At 52.0% G+C, this 17,162-nt stretch carries 10 protein-coding genes; 4 read left to right on the top strand and 6 right to left on the bottom strand.

Going from position 1 to position 17,162, the window contains the following annotated elements; all coding sequences use genetic code 11:
* Window positions 1-70 precede the first annotated feature (70 nt).
* A complete protein-coding gene (locus BM185_RS11925) occupies window positions 71-442 on the top strand; it encodes a hypothetical protein (protein ID WP_091964070.1) in 372 nt (123 codons plus the stop codon).
* Window positions 443-479: 37 nt separating this feature from the next.
* Here BM185_RS11925 and BM185_RS11920 read toward each other — a convergent pair whose 3' ends face one another.
* From BM185_RS11920 to BM185_RS11905, 4 genes are all read right to left on the bottom strand, one after another.
* Window positions 480-764 (bottom strand): hypothetical protein, encoded by a 285-nt coding sequence (locus BM185_RS11920; protein ID WP_091964068.1) that lies wholly within the window; start codon window positions 762-764, stop codon window positions 480-482.
* Window positions 765-871: 107 nt separating this feature from the next.
* Window positions 872-2,356 (bottom strand): glutamate synthase subunit beta, encoded by a 1,485-nt coding sequence (locus BM185_RS11915; RefSeq protein ID WP_091964064.1) that lies wholly within the window; start codon window positions 2,354-2,356, stop codon window positions 872-874.
* A gap of 10 nt (window positions 2,357-2,366) precedes the next feature.
* Window positions 2,367-6,980: a glutamate synthase large subunit gene (gene gltB / locus BM185_RS11910; RefSeq protein WP_091964061.1), complete on the bottom strand. Its 4,614-nt coding sequence runs from the start codon at window positions 6,978-6,980 to the stop codon at window positions 2,367-2,369.
* 408 nt (window positions 6,981-7,388) lie between these two features.
* Entirely contained in the window at window positions 7,389-9,215 is a 1,827-nt protein-coding gene (locus BM185_RS11905) for a phosphodiesterase (protein WP_091964058.1), read from the bottom strand.
* Between the two features lie 191 nt (window positions 9,216-9,406).
* Here BM185_RS11905 and BM185_RS14610 point away from each other — a divergent pair, with 191 nt between their 5' ends.
* From BM185_RS14610 to BM185_RS11895, 3 genes are read left to right on the top strand one after another with little or no spacing between them, the layout of a single operon-like run.
* Window positions 9,407-9,676 carry a hypothetical protein gene (locus BM185_RS14610; RefSeq protein ID WP_143089515.1) on the top strand — a complete coding sequence of 90 codons (270 nt, stop codon included), beginning with the start codon at window positions 9,407-9,409 and terminating at the stop codon, window positions 9,674-9,676.
* 30 nt (window positions 9,677-9,706) lie between these two features.
* On the top strand, window positions 9,707-10,240 hold the full coding sequence (gene abiEi / locus BM185_RS11900) for a type IV toxin-antitoxin system AbiEi family antitoxin (protein ID WP_091964055.1): 534 nt from the start codon (window positions 9,707-9,709) through the stop codon (window positions 10,238-10,240).
* Window positions 10,234-11,121 (top strand): nucleotidyl transferase AbiEii/AbiGii toxin family protein, encoded by an 888-nt coding sequence (locus BM185_RS11895; RefSeq protein ID WP_091964052.1) that lies wholly within the window; start codon window positions 10,234-10,236, stop codon window positions 11,119-11,121. The genes abiEi and BM185_RS11895 overlap by 7 nt, the downstream gene beginning before the upstream one ends.
* 79 nt (window positions 11,122-11,200) lie before the next feature.
* On the opposite strand, the gene BM185_RS11890 is transcribed toward BM185_RS11895, so the two are convergent.
* Complete coding sequence (locus BM185_RS11890) at window positions 11,201-12,619, bottom strand: FAD-dependent oxidoreductase (protein ID WP_091964046.1); 1,419 nt, start codon at window positions 12,617-12,619, stop codon at window positions 11,201-11,203.
* Between the two features lie 27 nt (window positions 12,620-12,646).
* A complete protein-coding gene (gene gltB, locus BM185_RS11885) occupies window positions 12,647-17,149 on the bottom strand; it encodes a glutamate synthase large subunit (RefSeq protein ID WP_091964044.1) in 4,503 nt (1,500 codons plus the stop codon).
* Window positions 17,150-17,162 lie beyond the last annotated feature (13 nt).

The raw sequence follows: 17,162 nt of genomic DNA, 5'->3' as shown, positions 1-17,162 counted from the left end.
GCTTCCAGTGCGCAAGTGCGCATAATGCAAGCCTACAATCTTGTAGTCTTTCCTGTTCTGGAGAAACATCATGAAGATGCTTAACCGCTCGGCTATCAGTGTCAAACTCAGGCAGCCTTTTGTCGACTGGATCAATAGCATCAGTGACGCTGGAGAAGATGAGGTGACCCTGGAAGAGGTCAATCAAGAGTCGACCAGTTATCTGATTCCTGAGTTGGAAGAAGAGGAAGATCTGGAGAAGCTGATTGCTGAGCGCTACCTGGATATTTTGGAAAATGAACTTTTTTCCTGGGAAGAAGATGACAGCCTTTGGCCGGAAGACATCGACCGGGCGCTCTTTGATGACTTCATCCGTATTGAACCTGCGTTCATGGTTTTTGATCTGGACGATCAGGCTCCGCTACTCGCCCAGGTCATTGAAGAGGTTGAAGACCTCGACTAATGCAGTCGGAAGTCTCCAAGTAGCCTAATAACTCTTTTTAGGCTTCCTCGTCTGCGTCATCCATCCGGTGATTTTCAATTTCAATATCAACGAGATTGCAGGCACCCGGCTTCAGTACCAAAACACCATATTCCTCGATGTGATCGGTTTCGTCTTCGAGGCTACCGACTTCCAGTGACAGGCTGTTGCCTTTCAGGTGCTCAGGGTTGATCAGCAAGGCTGCTGGCAGCCCTTCTTCCCAGTTGATCTGGATTTCTGTCAGGGCGGGTAACTCGACCTTCTGGCCGTCTGGCGTAACGCCAACAAGGCGGGGATAAGACATGTTGTTCTCCTTTAATGATTTTGCACCAGCATACACCCTTGCTCAATCCTGGCAAGGTGAAAAAGCGGCCTTCTCTTTATTGAGTTGGCCGCTTTTTCTGGATGGGATTAAGGTAGCTGGGTGCTGCCCATTAGATCCCGATCAATTTCCCGTGCTGCTTCTCGTCCTTCGTTGATGGCCCAGACAATCAGGCTCTGACCACGACGACAGTCACCGGCAGCATAGAGACCATCCACTGAAGTGCGATAGTTGCCATAGTCAGCCTTGGCATTGGAACGAGCATCCTTGTCAGCACCGAACTGCTCCAGTAGTCCCCCTTCAGGCCCTAAAAAGCCCATGGCCAGCAGCACCAGATCGGCTTCAATTTCCCGCTCGCTGCCTGCGACTGGCTGAGGTCCCATGCGGCCCTGATCATCTTTTTTCCATTCAATCCCGGTCAGATGGAGCTTTTTCACCTGGCCGTTTTCGCCTGTCAGCTTTTGCGTCAGCTGCAAATACTGGCGAGGGTCTTCACCTTGAACAGCTATGGCTTCAGCCTGACCATAATCCACCTTCAGGGTGCGCTTGAATTCCGGCCAGGGATTGTCGGCGGCACGCTCCAGGGGTGGCTTGGGCATGATTTCCAGCTGAATCACGCTTTCACAACCCTGGCGTAGGGCTGTGCCAACACAGTCGGTCCCGGTATCACCGCCACCGATGACGACAACTTTTTTGCCCTTGGCGGAAATGTAGTTGCCGTCTTGATGCTCGGAATCCAGCAGGCTTTTGGTGTTGGAGCCCAGGTAGTCCATAGCAAAGTGGACGCCCTTAAGCTCGCGGCCCTCAATGGGTAAATCGCGAGGTACGGTAGAGCCAGTAGCCAAAAGAACAGAATCGAATTGCTTTTGTAGCTCTTCGGCGCTGATGTCCTTGCCCACTTCGGTGTTGGTGACAAACTCGATGCCTTCTTCACGCATCAGCTGCAGGCGGCGTTCAACAATAGGCTTTTCCAGCTTCATGTTGGGAATGCCGTACATCAAAAGACCACCCAGACGATCATCCCGCTCATAAACAGTGACACTATGACCCGCTGAGTTCAGCTGGGCGGCAGCGGCCAGGCCAGCAGGCCCGGAACCAATCACAGCGACCTTCTTGCCCGTCCGCTCGGCCGGTGGGTTAGGTTGTACCCAGCCTTCGGCAAAACCTTTCTCGATGATTGAGTTTTCGTGGTGCTTGATGGTGACGGGTGGTGCATTGATGCCCAGCACGCAGGAATCTTCACAGGGTGCAGGACACACCCGGCCAGTGAACTCCGGGAAGTTGTTGGTCTGGTGCAGGCGATCCAGCGCTTCCCGCCAGCGACCCTTGTAAATCAGATCATTCCATTCAGGAATCAGATTGTTGACCGGGCAGCCACCCACTTGAGGGGCAGAGGCCGAGTCGCCAGCATGGCAGAAGGGCACACCACAGTCCATGCAGCGGGCACCCTGGGTGCGGATATCCTCTTCCAGCATTTCGGTGTGTATTTCTTGCCAGTCATTTAAGCGCTCTACCGGAATGCGGTCAGCGGGCAGAGCGCGATCAAACTCCATAAATCCAGTTACTTTTCCCATGATTATCTCCTCAGGCAGTCGCTTTCTTTTCGGCCAATTTTTTCAGATGCAGGTCGAAGGCTTCTTGGGCCACCTGGTAGTCATCATCGAGCTGTTGTTCTTCACGCACCTGTTGCATATAACCCTGCATCCGCTCGTAATCGACCGGCATCACTCGGACAAACTCCTGAAGAGACTTGTCCCAGTTGGCCAGCAGTTCCTTGGCGACTTCAGAGTTGGTGTGCTCTAGGTGCCTTTCGATCAGTGCTTTGAGGCGCGCCTGTTCTTCGGTTGTTTCCACTGGGCTAAGACGAACCATTTCTTTGTTGCAACGGGCATCCAGCTGACCTGAGCGATCCAGGACATAGGCGACACCGCCGGACATGCCGGCAGCAAAGTTGCGCCCGGTTTCACCGAGAATGACCGCACAGCCGCCAGTCATGTATTCACAGCCATGGTCGCCTACGCCTTCGACCACGGCAGTGGCACCTGAGTTACGAACACAGAAGCGCTCACCGGCCAGGCCATGAATAAAGGCTTCACCCTGGGTGGCGCCAAAGAGGGCGACATTACCGATCAGGATGTTGTCTTCGGCTTTAAAGGGAGCTTGGGCATTGGGGAAGACCACCAGTTTGCCACCGGACAGGCCCTTGCCAAAATAGTCATTGGCGTCCCCTTCCAGATCAAAGCGCACGCCCGAAGCGGTAAAGACGCCAAAGCTCTGGCCAGCTGAGCCTTTGAAGTGCACCTTAACGGTGTCTTCGGGCAAGCCTTCGGCATGATAGCGCTTGGAAATCTCATTAGAGAGCATGGCGCCGACACTGCGATCCGTATTTTCAATGCTGTACTCTAGACTGACTGGCTGCTGGCTTTCCAGTGCCGCCTGAGCATCCTTGATCAGCTTGCGATCAATAATGTCGTCAATCAGGTGCTTCTGCTCCACTGTTTTGTAGAGGCTGTCACCAGGATGGGGCTCCTGCTTATAAAGCAGAGAAGACAGATCCAGATTCTTGAGTTTCCAGTGATCACCCAGATCACGGACTTTAAGGCACTGAGCCTGACCCACCATTTCATTGATGGAGCGAAAGCCCAGTTCGGCCATAATTTCGCGCAGGCCTTCCACCATCAGCTTGAAGAAGTTGACCACGTGCTCCACCTGGCCGTTGTAGCGGCCGCGCAGCTCACGATCCTGAGTGGCAATCCCTACTGGGCAGGTGTTGGTGTGGCACTTGCGCATCATGATGCAGCCTTGCGCCACCAGCGCAGCCGTGGCCACGCCCCATTCCTCGGCACCCAGCAGGGTGGCAACGGCCAGGTCCCGAGGGGTTTTCATCTGACCATCGGCCTGCAGGGTGACACGGCTGCGCAGACGGTTACGAACCAGCGTTTGGTGGGTTTCTGCTAGACCCAGCTCCCAGGGCAGGCCGGCATGCTTAATGGAACTCAGAGGTGACGCCCCAGTGCCGCCATCGTGACCGGCAATCAGTACGACGTCGGCATAGCCTTTGGTGACACCCGTGGCAACCGTGCCCACGCCAGCCAGAGAGACCAGCTTCACATTCACCCGCGCTTCGCGATTGGCGTTTTTCAGGTCATAAATCAGCTGCGCCAGATCTTCAATGGAATAGATATCATGGTGCGGTGGGGGCGAAATCAGGCCGACACCGGGTGTTGCCATCCGGGTTTTACCGATCCAGGCATCCACCTTGTGACCGGGAAGCTGACCACCTTCACCGGGTTTGGCACCCTGAGCCATCTTGATTTGTAGCTCTTCAGCATTGGTCAGGTAATGGCTGGTGACACCGAAGCGACCAGAGGCGACCTGTTTGATTTTCGACTTCATGGAGTCGCCGTTTTCCAGCGGCTGGTAACGAATGGGGTCTTCACCGCCTTCGCCTGAATTGCTCTTGCCGCCCAGGCGGTTCATGGCGATTGCCAGACAGGTGTGGGCTTCCCAGGAAATAGAGCCAAAGGACATAGCACCGGTGGCAAAACGCTTGAAGATCTTCTCCGCTGATTCTACCTCCTCAAGAGGTACAGGTTGGCGGTCAGTGTTCATTTCCAGCAGGCCGCGCAGGGTATAGGCTGCCTTGGATTGCTCATCAACTGCCTGGGTGTACTCAGTGAAGAGTTCCTTGCTGTTGGTGGCGCTGGCATGTTGCAGCAGGCGAATAACCTTGGGGTTGAACAGATGCCGCTCACCTGATTTGCGCCAGAAGTAATCACCACCGGTACGCAGGTGGAGTAGATCCGCCCCAGGAGCCCGGTCAGGATAACCCTGACGGTGAGTTATCAGGCGCTCTTCAGCAATTTCATCTAAACCCAGACCTTCAATGCGACTAATGGTGCCTGCAAAGTAGGTATCGATCACTTCAGAGCTTAAACCCAGGGCTTCAAAAATCTGCGCACCCTGATAGGACTGAAGCGTGGAAATACCCATCTTAGAGAAGATTTTTAGTAGGCCGCTGTTCACCGCTTCGGTGTAGCGCTTGACTAGCTCTTGTTGGTCCCAATCTTCGCTGATGGCGCCACTTTTTTGTAGGGCATAAAGAGACTCAAAAGCTAGGTAGGGATTGACCGCAGCGGCACCATAGCCCAGTAGGGTGGCAAAGTGGTGGGTTTCACGCACATCGCCAGCCTCAACCACGATGCCGGTTGAAGAACGCAGGCCTTCACGAATCAAAAAGTGGTGAACTGCTGCTACGGCCAACAGCGAGGGAATTCCAGCATGGTCGGTATTGACCTTGCGATCACTAAGAATGAGGATCGAATAACCATCATCCACTGCATCGCGAGCATGGCGGCAAACACGATCCAGCGCTTTTTTCAGCTCACCCTTCTTTCCAGTGGCACGGAAGGTGATATCAATGGTCGTGGACTGAAAGTGGTTGTGATCCAGATGCTGAAGTTTACGTAACTCCTCATTGGTCAGAACCGGTTGCTTGATTTCCACCATCCGGCAGTGCTCGGGGGTTTCATCCAAGAGATTCAGTGACTTGCCGACGTAGGTCTGCAAGGACATGACCATTTCTTCACGAATCGGGTCAATCGGCGGATTGGTGACCTGGGCAAAGAACTGTTTGAAGTAGTTGGCCAGATGCTGAGGCTGATCGGACAAGACCGCCAGAGGATTATCGGCACCCATGGAACCCAGAGGCTCCTTGGCAGTACCCACCATGTCGGTGAAGATGACATCCAAATCTTCTTGGGAGTAACCAAAGGCTTGTTGGCGGCGCAGCAGGCTTTTCGGGCCGTGGGGGCGCTCAGCAATCGGAGACTCGGGCAGCTCTTCCAGAATGATCTTGTTCTTCTTCAGCCACTCACCATAGGGCTGGCTGGTGCAAACCTGACCCTTGACTTCATCATCACTGATAATACGACCTTCTTCCAGGTCGGCAATAAAAATACGACCCGGTTGCAGGCGACCTTTCATCAGGACCCGGGACTCATCGACCACCAGAGCGCCGGTTTCTGAACCCATGACCAGGGTGTCATCGTCCATGACTAGGTAGCGTGAAGGACGCAGACCGTTGCGGTCCAGAGTGGCACCAATCACCTTGCCATCGGTAAAGGCTACCGAGGCAGGACCATCCCAGGGTTCCATGATGCAGGCATAGTACTCATAAAAAGCACGTTTGACCGGCTCCATATCCTCCTGCTTCTGCCAGGCTTCGGGAATCATCATCATCATGACTTTTTCCAGTGGGCGACCGGCCAGTACCAGCAGCTCCAGCACCATATCCATATTCGCAGAGTCTGACTGGGCATGGTTGCAGATGGGCTTGAGCATTTTCAGCTCTTCGGGCGTGAACACCTCACAGGAGAGCAGCTCATCACGTGCGCGCATCCAGTTGATGTTGCCCTTGACGGTATTGATTTCGCCATTGTGTGCCAGATAGCGGAAGGGCTGGGCCAGACGCCAGGCTGGGAAGGTATTGGTTGAAAAACGGCTGTGGTGCATCGCCAAGGCCGTGGTGCAGTCCTCATTCTGCAAGTCCAGGTAGTACTCACGCACCTGAGCTGTCGTCAGCTGGCCTTTATAAACCAGGGTGCGGGTGGACATGGAGGCGATGTAAAAGTTTTCTTCGGCATTGGGAATGCTGCGCGCAACAACAAAGGAAGTATGTTTGCGCAGTACATAGAGCTGGCGCTCAAATGCTTGCTGGTCCAAGCCTTCCGAAGGAGCAATAAAGACCTGCTCAATGTGAGGTTCGTTATCTATAGAAGCCTGGCCGAGGGTGGCATTGTCGGTAGGAACTTCACGGTATCCTAAAAGCTTCATGCCCAGCTTTTTGATATTGGATTCGAGCAGATTGCGACAAGTCTGCCGATCTTGCTTATCCTGAGGGAAAAATACCATGCCCACACCATAGCCACCGGCTTCGGGTAGTGTGATGCCTTTTGCTTGGCAGGCTTTACGCAGCAGGGTATCCGGAATCTGAATCAGAATACCGGCACCATCGCCACTTTTAACATCAAATCCGGTACCGCCCCGGTGCTCCATGCAGGTCAGCATGGACAGAGCATCTTCGACGATTTGATGGCTTTTCTTGCCTTTCAAATTGGCCACAAAGCCGATACCACAGCTGTCATGTTCCAATTCTGGGCGGTAAAGACCTTCAGGCTTTTTGGTTTCTGCGTTCATTGTCTTTTTCCGTTAGTGAGTCAGTAAGCTTGGATATTTTTATAGGTATTGATCCGGGTGTGGTCATTCTTGGTGGTCACTCAGGGCATTCGGGGGGTAGGTGAATGCCGGTGATTCTTTGCCGTCTCCTAAGATGGGTGAGGGAGACGTTATGCAAAATTTGCAATGCCTATACCGTTTTCTATTGGTGAGAGCGGATATTACATCCATCTAAAGTCGATAGACAAACAAAAAAAGACAAAAAAAGGGGATTTTCTTCATCTGTGAAAACCTTTGGGAATTACTTAGTAATTATTGATAAGAAAAAGAAATCAATAGGCAGGAGAGGTTCTATTTTGGTGCTTATACAAAAAATGCACTTTTTTAGTGCGATTGCAGGTCTTGTTGACCAGTAAGGCAAAATACAAATTATTGGTAGCCATGAGGCAAAGAGTCACTAGGCCAAACAACTTTTTGCCCTTCTTCCGTTTGTAGCACTAGACTGGATCCATCCACTTGCTTGGCAAAATGCTTTAGATGGGAGACGTCTGCTGCCAACATGTGAGCATTGACTCCATCTCTACCTTTAGTGCTAAGAGCTGCAATAGAAACACCCACAAAAGAAAAGAAACGCCGAACTCCGAAGCGATCATCCGCATGAATGCCGCCAGCAGCACGGTCTTCTTCACTGTAAAATTCTAGTGAATGGTGAGAGAAATCATGCAGTACACGCAGCATGCGTTCCTGCCAATCCCAGCTGCGACAGATGGCAACAAAGTCATCGCCACCTATGTGTCCTATGAAATCTTCATGCGGATGCAGGGATTTCTGTAAACTAGATGCCAAGCTTTTCAGTAATTCATCACCCAGCGCATAACCATAGGTATCATTGAATACCTTGAAGTTATCCAGATCCAGGTAACAGACGACCAGTGGTTGACGCCTTTGCAGCCAGGTATCTAGAGTTTCCTGAATCGGCCCGTTTCCCGGTAACAGAGTAAGTGGGTTGGCTTGCCTAGCATTGCGTACTTTGAGCTCAGTCATGGTGCGTAATAAATCAACGACTTGACCGATTCCCAGATATTTACCCCAACAGGTGATGATAAAGTCATCGTCCAGGTGCTCTCTTCGGCGATCGATAATCTGTTGACTAACCTCTTCAAGACTTAACTCTGCTTCAACAATCAAGGGTTGATCATGCATTAGGTTGCTGACGGGCTTGCGGTAATTCAGCTCTTGTCCAAAAGGGCGTAGTAGAGTTGACATGAGCTGATTGCGCAGTAATAAGCCTCTGGGTCGGTTTTGATGATCAACCACTGGCAAGGAAAAAAGTTCTTCATCCTGACGAAAGATTTCCACAGCTTCAGCCACGCTCATATCAGGTTGAATACAGCGAACCTTACATAACAATGCTTTTGCTTGTTCCTCTTGATTGATCAGAGGTGATTGTGGTGAATGGGTACCAGGCAGGTTTATCGATAGCTCGCTGACGGGCTGAGATTGAGGGCGAGAAAAGTAATACCCCTGTACCAACTCTATCCCCAATTCTTGTAATACTTCAAGCTCAGCAAGTGTTTCGACACCTTCAGCAATAACTTGGGTGCCCAAAGAACGAGCCATATTGTTAATAAAGCGTAGAAAGTCTTGTTTGACCCTATCATTTTTTACTTGATGTACAAAATGTCGATCTATTTTGACATAGTCAGGACGCAGTTCGGACCAAAGGCGTAAACCTGAATAACCACTTCCCAAATCATCCAGAGCAATCTTAAACCCCATATCTCGATAGTAATCGATAGCTTGTCTCATGAGATCATAATCATGTGTGGGTTGTTGCTCGGTTAACTCAATAACTAGTTTTTTAGGATCTAGACCATAGCGCTCTAATAAAGCAAGGGTTTGACCGGGTTGATGCTTTGGCTGAACCAACAGATCAGGCGAAACATTAAGAAATAACCTTCCAGGCAAAGCCTGATGGGCAAAACCTTCAATAGCTCTTTCCTTGCTTAGTTGCTCTAGTGCCACCAATAAATCTTCTTCTCTAGCTTGCTGAAACAAAGCTAGCGGATGATGCAATTGGCTCTCAAAAGGGCCGCGACTGAGAGCTTCCCAACCATGAATACTTCTTTGCCGGAGGTCGACGATGGGTTGGTAAAGAGAAATAAGCCGACGTTGTTGCAGAATTTGCTGCAAATGGGTGGCGGCTTGATCATTAGCTCTAGCTCTTATTTCTGTTGTTGCAGTTAGTTTCATCATTCTTCCTGGTTTTCGTCTTTGAATGGAGGATGCACTTGAGACGGTGACATTAGAAAAACAAGTTGATGACAAACTGCTTACAAAAATAGTAATGACTATTTAAACTGAAACCTAAGCCTTGAAAGGCTTAGGAGAAGAGGATTAGTGATTCGTTTGCCCCAGTACAGCTAAATAAACCCCAGGGGCAAGCGATGGCTTTAAACCTTCAGGTAGGAAAGAATACCTTCGGCAGCCTGACGGCCTTCCCAGATGGCGGTGACGACCAGGTCGGAGCCGCGCACCCTATCGCCACCGGCAAAGACTTTTTCATTGCTGGTCTGGAAGGGGTGGCGGGCTTCTATCGTTCAGTTTTGGTGGGTTTAAGGGTTGTATGCTTACCTTTAGGTATACAGATTATTACTAATAAGGTAATGTTTTGTAGACCAATGTCTTGCGCCAGTCTAATTTCAGGTCTACACTAAGTTCTTTATTAGGTAACTTGGTGTAGACCTATGGCTAAGTCTGATGAGCTACTCAAGGCATTAGCGAAAGCGGTGAACGCTGGCGGCGGCGTTCACAGTGCAACTGAGCTTGCTTTTATGCTGGGTGTGCCTTGTGACCCGGCTTTTAGAAAGTTCCTTACAGCTAGCGTAAAGAAGGGCTTGCTAAGGCGAGTGGTGAAAGGCTTTTATGAAAGTAGAATTACACCACCAGAGCCCGAGACGGCTATTTATAAAATCATCAAAAAGTTGCGTAGTAGTGTATTGAACTACATCAGCCTGGAAAGTCAGCTCAGTCATACCGGCGATATTTCACAAATTGTGATGGGCAGAGTCACGGTAGTGACTAAAGGTCGAAGTGGTTGTTTTGATACGCCTTACGGCGTGATCGAACTGACCCACACTAAGCAGCCAGTCGAAAAAATCGCACCTCATTTGTACTATGACCCCGACATTAAAATGTATCGCGCTGACAAAGCACAAGCGATTGCAGATCTCAAGCACTGCCGCCGGAATCTACACATGCTGGAGAGCCAGGTATGCTGAAGCAACAAATTCGCCAAATCGTCCAGTCAAACCCTGACTATGCAGCAGTAACCCCTGTGATAGAAAAAGAGATCTTGCATCATGACATTATGGATGTGCTGATCAAGCAAGGGATTATGCAGCGATTAACCTTTATTGGTGGCACCTCACTACGCATGTGTTACAACAGCAGCAGGCTGTCAGAAGACCTTGATTTCAACGGTGGCCATGACTTCAAACCATCCGAGTTTGAGGGGCTGGAGTCTGAAATACAGACCTATATTCAAAATAAGTACGAAACCGAAGTTTGGGTCAACAAGCCCTCTGGTGAGCAGCAAGGGGATACTGTTTCGTGGAAGATTAGTATCGTGAAAGAGCCAAATCGTCCTGATTTACCAAGACAAAAAATGCATATTGATGTCTGTGCAATACCCTCATTCGATATCGAAAAGCGTCCGTTAATCAATCATTACGACCTTGTTGTGCCAACTGAAGGCATCTTGGTTCCTGTTCAGTCACTAAAAGAAACTCTGGCCGATAAGCTTATTGCCTTAGCCTATCGAGCAAGGCGTATCAAGCCTCGTGATATCTGGGATATTGTTTGGATTAAGCAGCGTGGGGTTGATTTATCCAGGGCACTGGTTGAAAAGAAACTCAACGCAAGACACAAGCAACCAGATGACTTTCGACAGGCGCTGTCTACTGCGTTAGCCAAGCTAATGTCGGAAGACGAAGTACGCAATGACTTCAACATGGAAATGAGCCGTTTTATCCCTAAGCAAATTAAAGAGAGAACCTTAGATAATCCAGAGTATTGGGCATACGTTCAGGGTGAGGTAAATGCCATCGCGTCTGAGTTACTTCATGATGGCACACCAAAAAATCCATTTGATATGGGTTAGTTCAAAAAGATAGTTGAGTGTTTGGAAATGACCAAAGGGGCGCAGTGCGCTCCTTTGGTGGTTTATTGCGGGTGAAGGATCAGACTTTGAGGTAGCTCAAGATCCCTTCGGCAGCCTGACGGCCTTCCCAGATGGCGGTGACGACCAGGTCGGAGCCACGCACCATATCACCCCCGGCAAAGACTTTTTCATTGCTGGTCTGGAAGGGGTGGCGGGCTTCTTCAGGGGCTTCGACCAGTCCCCAGTCATTGGTGTTGATCTGGTGTTGGGCAAACCAGTCGGCTGGGCTGGGCTTGAAGCCAAAGGCCACCAGGACGGCATCGGCGGGCAGAATTTCTTCGGAACCCGGCACAACTTCGGGTTTGCGGCGGCCGTTTTCATCCGGCTCACCCATTTGGGTGCGAACGACTTTAACGCCTTCGACCTTGTCTTCGCCCACGATGGCAATGGGCTGGCGGTTGAAAAGGAATTTCACACCTTCTTCACGGGCATTTTCCACTTCCTTGCGTGAACCCGGCATGTTTTCTTCATCACGGCGGTAGGCACAGGTCACACTGCGGGCCTGCTGGCGAATCGAGGTGCGGTTACAGTCCATCGCAGTGTCACCGCCACCCAGCACCACCACCTTTTTGCCTTCCATGCTGATAAAGTCAGCCGGATCTTTTTCATAACCCAGGTTGCGATTGACGTTGGCAATCAAAAAATCCAGGGCATCATAAACACCCGGCAGGTTTTCACCGGGAAAGCCGCCTTTCATATAGGTGTAGGTGCCCATACCCATGAATACAGCATCATAATCGGCCAGCAGTTTTTCCATGCTGACATCGCTGCCTATTTCGGTATTCAGGCGAAACTCGATACCCATGCCTTCAAAGATTTCCCGACGGCGGCTCATCACGGTTTTTTCCAGCTTGAATTCGGGGATGCCAAAGGTCAGCAGGCCACCAATTTCCGGGTATTTATCAAATACCACCGGTTTGACGCCATTGCGCACCAGCACATCGGCACAGCCTAGACCGGCCGGGCCAGCACCGATAATGGCGACCTTCTTGTCGGTCCATTCCACCTGGCTCATGTCAGGCCGCCAGCCCTGGGCAAAGGCTTTTTCCGTGATGTACTTTTCCACTGAGCCGATGGTGACAGCACCAAAGCCATCATTCAGGGTACAGGCCCCTTCACAGAGGCGATCCTGGGGGCAGACCCGGCCACAGACTTCGGGCAGGGTGTTGGTGGCGTGGCAGAGTTCGGCGGCTTCGATGATGTTGCCATCGGTGGCCAGCTGCAGCCAGTTGGGAATGTAGTTGTGTACTGGGCACTTCCACTCACAATAGGGGTTGCCACAATCCAGGCAGCGGTGGGCTTGGGTCTTGGCCTGCTTGTCTTCAAAAGCATCATAAATTTCAATGAAGGCCTTTTTACGCAGGGTCACAGGCTTTTTGGCCGGATCCTGGCGACCGACATCGATAAACTGGAAGTCATTGTTGAGTTGTTCAGCCATGCTCTTTTCCTCAATTTATCCTGACGGTTACTGGGCGCTTTGACGTGTGGTTTTCAGCAGGTCACTGACACTGGCCGCTTTGGGCTTGACCAGCCAGAAGTGACGAATGAAGTCAGAGAATTCCTGCAGAATTTTGCGCCCCCAGGCCGAGTTGGTTTCTTCAACGAAAGCCTGGACCAGACTGCGTAGATGGTTACGGTAAACTTCCATTTGTTCGGTGTTAATGCGGTGGAGGTCGACCAGTTCGTGGTTGTACTTGTCGACGAAGGTGCGTTCCAGATCCAGCACATAGGCAAAACCACCGGTCATGCCGGCACCAAAGTTATAGCCGGTATCACCGAGCACACAGACCAGGCCGCCGGTCATATACTCACAGCAGTGGTCGCCTGCGCCTTCAACAATGGCCAGGGCACCGGAATTGCGGACCGCAAAGCGCTCCCCAGCCCTTCCAGCGGCATAGAGGTGACCACCTGTAGCGCCGTAAAGGCAGGTATTGCCCATAATCGAAGTTTTGTGACTGGCAAAACTGCTGCCAGCAGGGGGCACCAACACCAGCTTGCCGCCGTTCATGCCCTTGCCGACATAGTCATTGGCATCCCCTTCCAGATACATATTCAAGCCTTTGGCGTTCCAGACCCCAAAGCTTTGCCCGGCCACGCCTTTAAGCTGCAACTGGATGGGCGCATCAGCCAGACCTTCATCGCCATAGCGACTGGCAATTTCACCGGAAATTCGTGCACCGATGGAACGGTCGCAATTGGTCAGAGTGAAGCTAAACTCGCCACCGGTCTTGTTATCCAAGGCCTCTTGCAGTTCAGCCACCATTCGCTCGGCCAACTCACCCTTATCAAAGGGATCATTGTGGGTGATCTGGCAGAATTGCGGTGCATCAGCAGGCACGGCATCGTTACCCAGCAGGCGGCTGAAGTCCAGCTTGCCTTGACGCTCGGTTTCACCCTCCAGAACTTCCAGTAGATCCACACGACCAATCAGATCGGTGAGTTTTTTCACACCCAGTTCGGCGAGAATTCCCCTAACCTCTTCGGCAATAAAGCGGAAATAGTTTTTGACCATTTCCACAGTGCCGCGGAAGTGTTCTTCACGCAGTTTTTCATCCTGGGTGGCTACCCCGGTAGCGCAGTTGTTGAGGTGACAAATTCGCAGGTATTTACAGCCCAAAGCGACCATGGGCGCGGTGCCAAAGCCAAAGCTTTCAGCACCCAGAATCGCCGCCTTGACCACATCCAGACCGGTTTTCAGGCCACCATCTGTTTGCAGGCGGATTTTGTCTCTGAGGTGATTGATGCGCAGCGCTTGCTGCACTTCAACCAGACCCAACTCCCAGGGTGAGCCAGCGTACTTGATGGAGGTCAGTGGAGAAGCCGCGGTGCCGCCGTCATAACCGGAGACGGTGATTAGATCGGCATAGGCCTTGGCGACCCCAGTAGCGATGGTGCCGATGCCGGGTTCCGAGACCAGTTTCACTGAAACCTGGGCTTTGGGGTTGACCTGTTTGAGGTCGAAAATCAGCTGGGCCAGATCTTCAATGGAATAGATATCGTGGTGGGGTGGCGGTGAAATCAAGGTGACACCGGGCACCGAATGGCGCAACCGGGCAATCAGCGCATTGACCTTGCCACCGGGCAGCTGCCCGCCTTCACCCGGTTTGGCCCCTTGGGCAACCTTGATTTGCAAAACTTCAGCATTGACGAGGTAACCGGGTGTCACGCCAAAACGCCCTGAAGCGATCTGCTTGATTTTGGACGACTTGCTGGTGCCGTAACGGGCGGGGTCTTCACCCCCTTCACCTGAGTTGGAACGGGCCCCCATTTCATTCATGGCCTGAGCCAGGGCTTCATGGGCTTCAGGGGATAGGGCACCCAGCGACATGCCAGCCGAGTCAAAACGGGGCAGCAGCTCTTCGACGCTTTCCACTTCATCCAGGGAGAGCGGCTGCTCGGCTTTTTTCAGCTTGAGTAGATCCCTCAGGGTGGCAGCAGGGCGTTCATTGACCAGCCGTGCAAAGCGTTTCCAGGCCTCATAACTACCGGTTTGTACGGCTTCCTGCATGCTGGTGACCACATCTGGATTATAGGCATGGTATTCACCACCATGAATATACTTCAGCAGGCCACCCTGAGTGACTCGGCCTGATTTACGCCAGGCGTTTTCGGCCAGCAGTTCCTGATCCATTTGCAGATCGGCAAAACCAGCACCCTGAAGGCGACTGGCAACACCCTTGAAGCAGAGGTCCACCACCTCTTCATCCAGACCCACAGCCTCAAACAGCTGGGAGCCACGATAAGACGGCAGGGTGGAAATCCCCATTTTTGACAGGATTTTCATCAAGCCTTTTTGAATGCCTTTGCGATAGGCACGGCGGGTTTCGCCAGGGTCGCCCTGGAGTTCACCGCTGCGGTGCAGGTCAGCAATCACCTGGTAGCTCAACCAGGGGTTGATGGCAGTGGCACCAAAACCAAAGAGTACCGCCATATGGTGGGAATCACGTGCCCAGCCGGTATCGATAATCAGGTTGGCATCACAGCGCAGGCCCTTGGCCATTAGGCGGTGATGCACCGCACCAGTGGCCATGACTGCATTGATCGGAATCTTGCCTTTTTCCAGGTTGCGATCCGAGAGCACCAGCAGCACCTTCTCGGCACGCACAGCATTTTCAGCCTCCTGGCAAATACGCTCCAATGCCTGCTTCAAACCTTCTTCAGCAGAGTTGAACTGCAGCTGAATGAAATGCTCTTCAAAACCGGGGCGCGGGTCTTCCACCAGGGATTTGAATTTGCGCGGAGAAAGAACCGGTGTGGTCAGAATAATGCGGTTGGCATACTCGGGCTTTTCTTCAAAGACATTCATCTCGCGACCGATAATGGTCTCCAGCGACATGACGATGGATTCCCGCAGTGGATCGATGGGTGGATTAGTGACCTGAGCAAACTTCTGACGGAAGAAGTCAGCGACATGGCGCACTTTTTTCGACAGCACCGCCATGGGGGTGTCATCACCCATGGAGCCCACAGCCTCTTGACCCGAATCAGCCAGCGGAAGCAGCACAGAGTTGCGCTCTTCCAGGCTGATATTGAACATCTTCATGTAGGTGGCTAGTTCCTGACGCTCCAAAGCTTCAAAGCGCGGCCCAGTTTCGGTCAGGGTGGACTCCAAATAGGTGGACTGCTCGCGTAGCCACTGCTTGTAGGGGTTGGCAGCTTTAAGTTTGTCGTCGACATCCTTGGTGTGGAGGATATCACCGGTCAGAGTATCTACGGCCAGGATCTGGCCTGGGCCGACACGGCTTTTCTGGAGTACCTCTTCGGGTTTGTAGTTCCAAACGCCAATTTCTGAAGCCAGGGTGATATAACCATTTTTAGTGATTACAAAACGGGCCGGCCGTAGGCCGTTGCGATCCAGCATGCATAGGGCATAGCGGCCATCGGTCATCACCAGGCCCGCCGGACCATCCCAGGCTTCCATATGCATGGAGTTGTATTCATAGAAGGCGCGCAGGTCGCCGTCCATGGTCTGAACATTCTGCCAGGCCGGGGGAATCATTTTGCGTACCGCGCGGAAGAGATTCATATCACCGGTCAGCAGGACTTCCAGCATATTGTCCATACTGGAGGAGTCAGAACCTTGGGTGTTGACGATCTGGTCCAGGGTGTCGATATCGGGTAGCCAGTCGTTTTTAAAGTTCTTCTTGCGTGCATTGGCCCAATTCCGGTTGGCTTCGATGGTGTTGATTTCGCCATTGTGAGCCAGGTATCGAAAGGGTTGGGCCAGCGGCCACTTGGGGTCGGTATTGGTGGAAAAGCGCTGGTGAAACACACAGATAGCGGTTTCCAGACGTTCGTCACTTAAATCCTTGTAGAAGTTAGGCAGATCCACTGGTAGGGTCAGGCCCTTGTAGGAGAGCACCTTGCTGGACAGGGAGGCGACATAAAAGTCCTCCTCGCCCTTCATCACCATTTCCGCACGGCGACGAGCCATAAACAGCTTAACGCCCAGTTCCTTTTCTTCCATGCCTTCAGGTGCATTGACGAAAAGCTGCTCGAACTGCGGCATACAGGCCAGGGCAATTTCGCCACAGACTGAAGGGTCGGTAGGGACAACCCGCCAGCCGACAACTTCCAGCCCCTGAGCATGAATCTGCTGCTCTAGCGCCTGGCGACCCTTTTGGGCGCGGGCTGCATCCTGTGGCAGAAACACCTTGCCTACGGCATAGCGCTCATTCATGTCCTGACCAAAGTGTTCCTGAGCCAGAGTGCGCAAAAAGGAGTCGGGTTTTTTAATCAGCAGGCCACAGCCATCACCGGTTTTGCCATCCGAGGCAATGCCACCCCGATGGGTCATGCAGGTCAGAGATTCAATCGCAGTTTTCAGCAGGTCATGGCTGGCTTCGCCGTGCATCTGGGCAATCAGGCCAAAGCCACAGTTATCCTTAAATTCACCCTTTTGGTGAAGGCCTGGATTTTTGCTCTGCTTGGGTGCAGTTGCTGATGGATTCTGGAGAGGTGCGTTCATGGTCTGGACTCTC

Origin of the sequence: Marinospirillum celere, from assembly GCF_900112235.1 — a bacterium.
GTDB lineage: Bacteria > Pseudomonadota > Gammaproteobacteria > Pseudomonadales > Halomonadaceae > Marinospirillum > Marinospirillum celere.
This window is presented reverse-complemented; position numbering and strand designations above follow the sequence as displayed.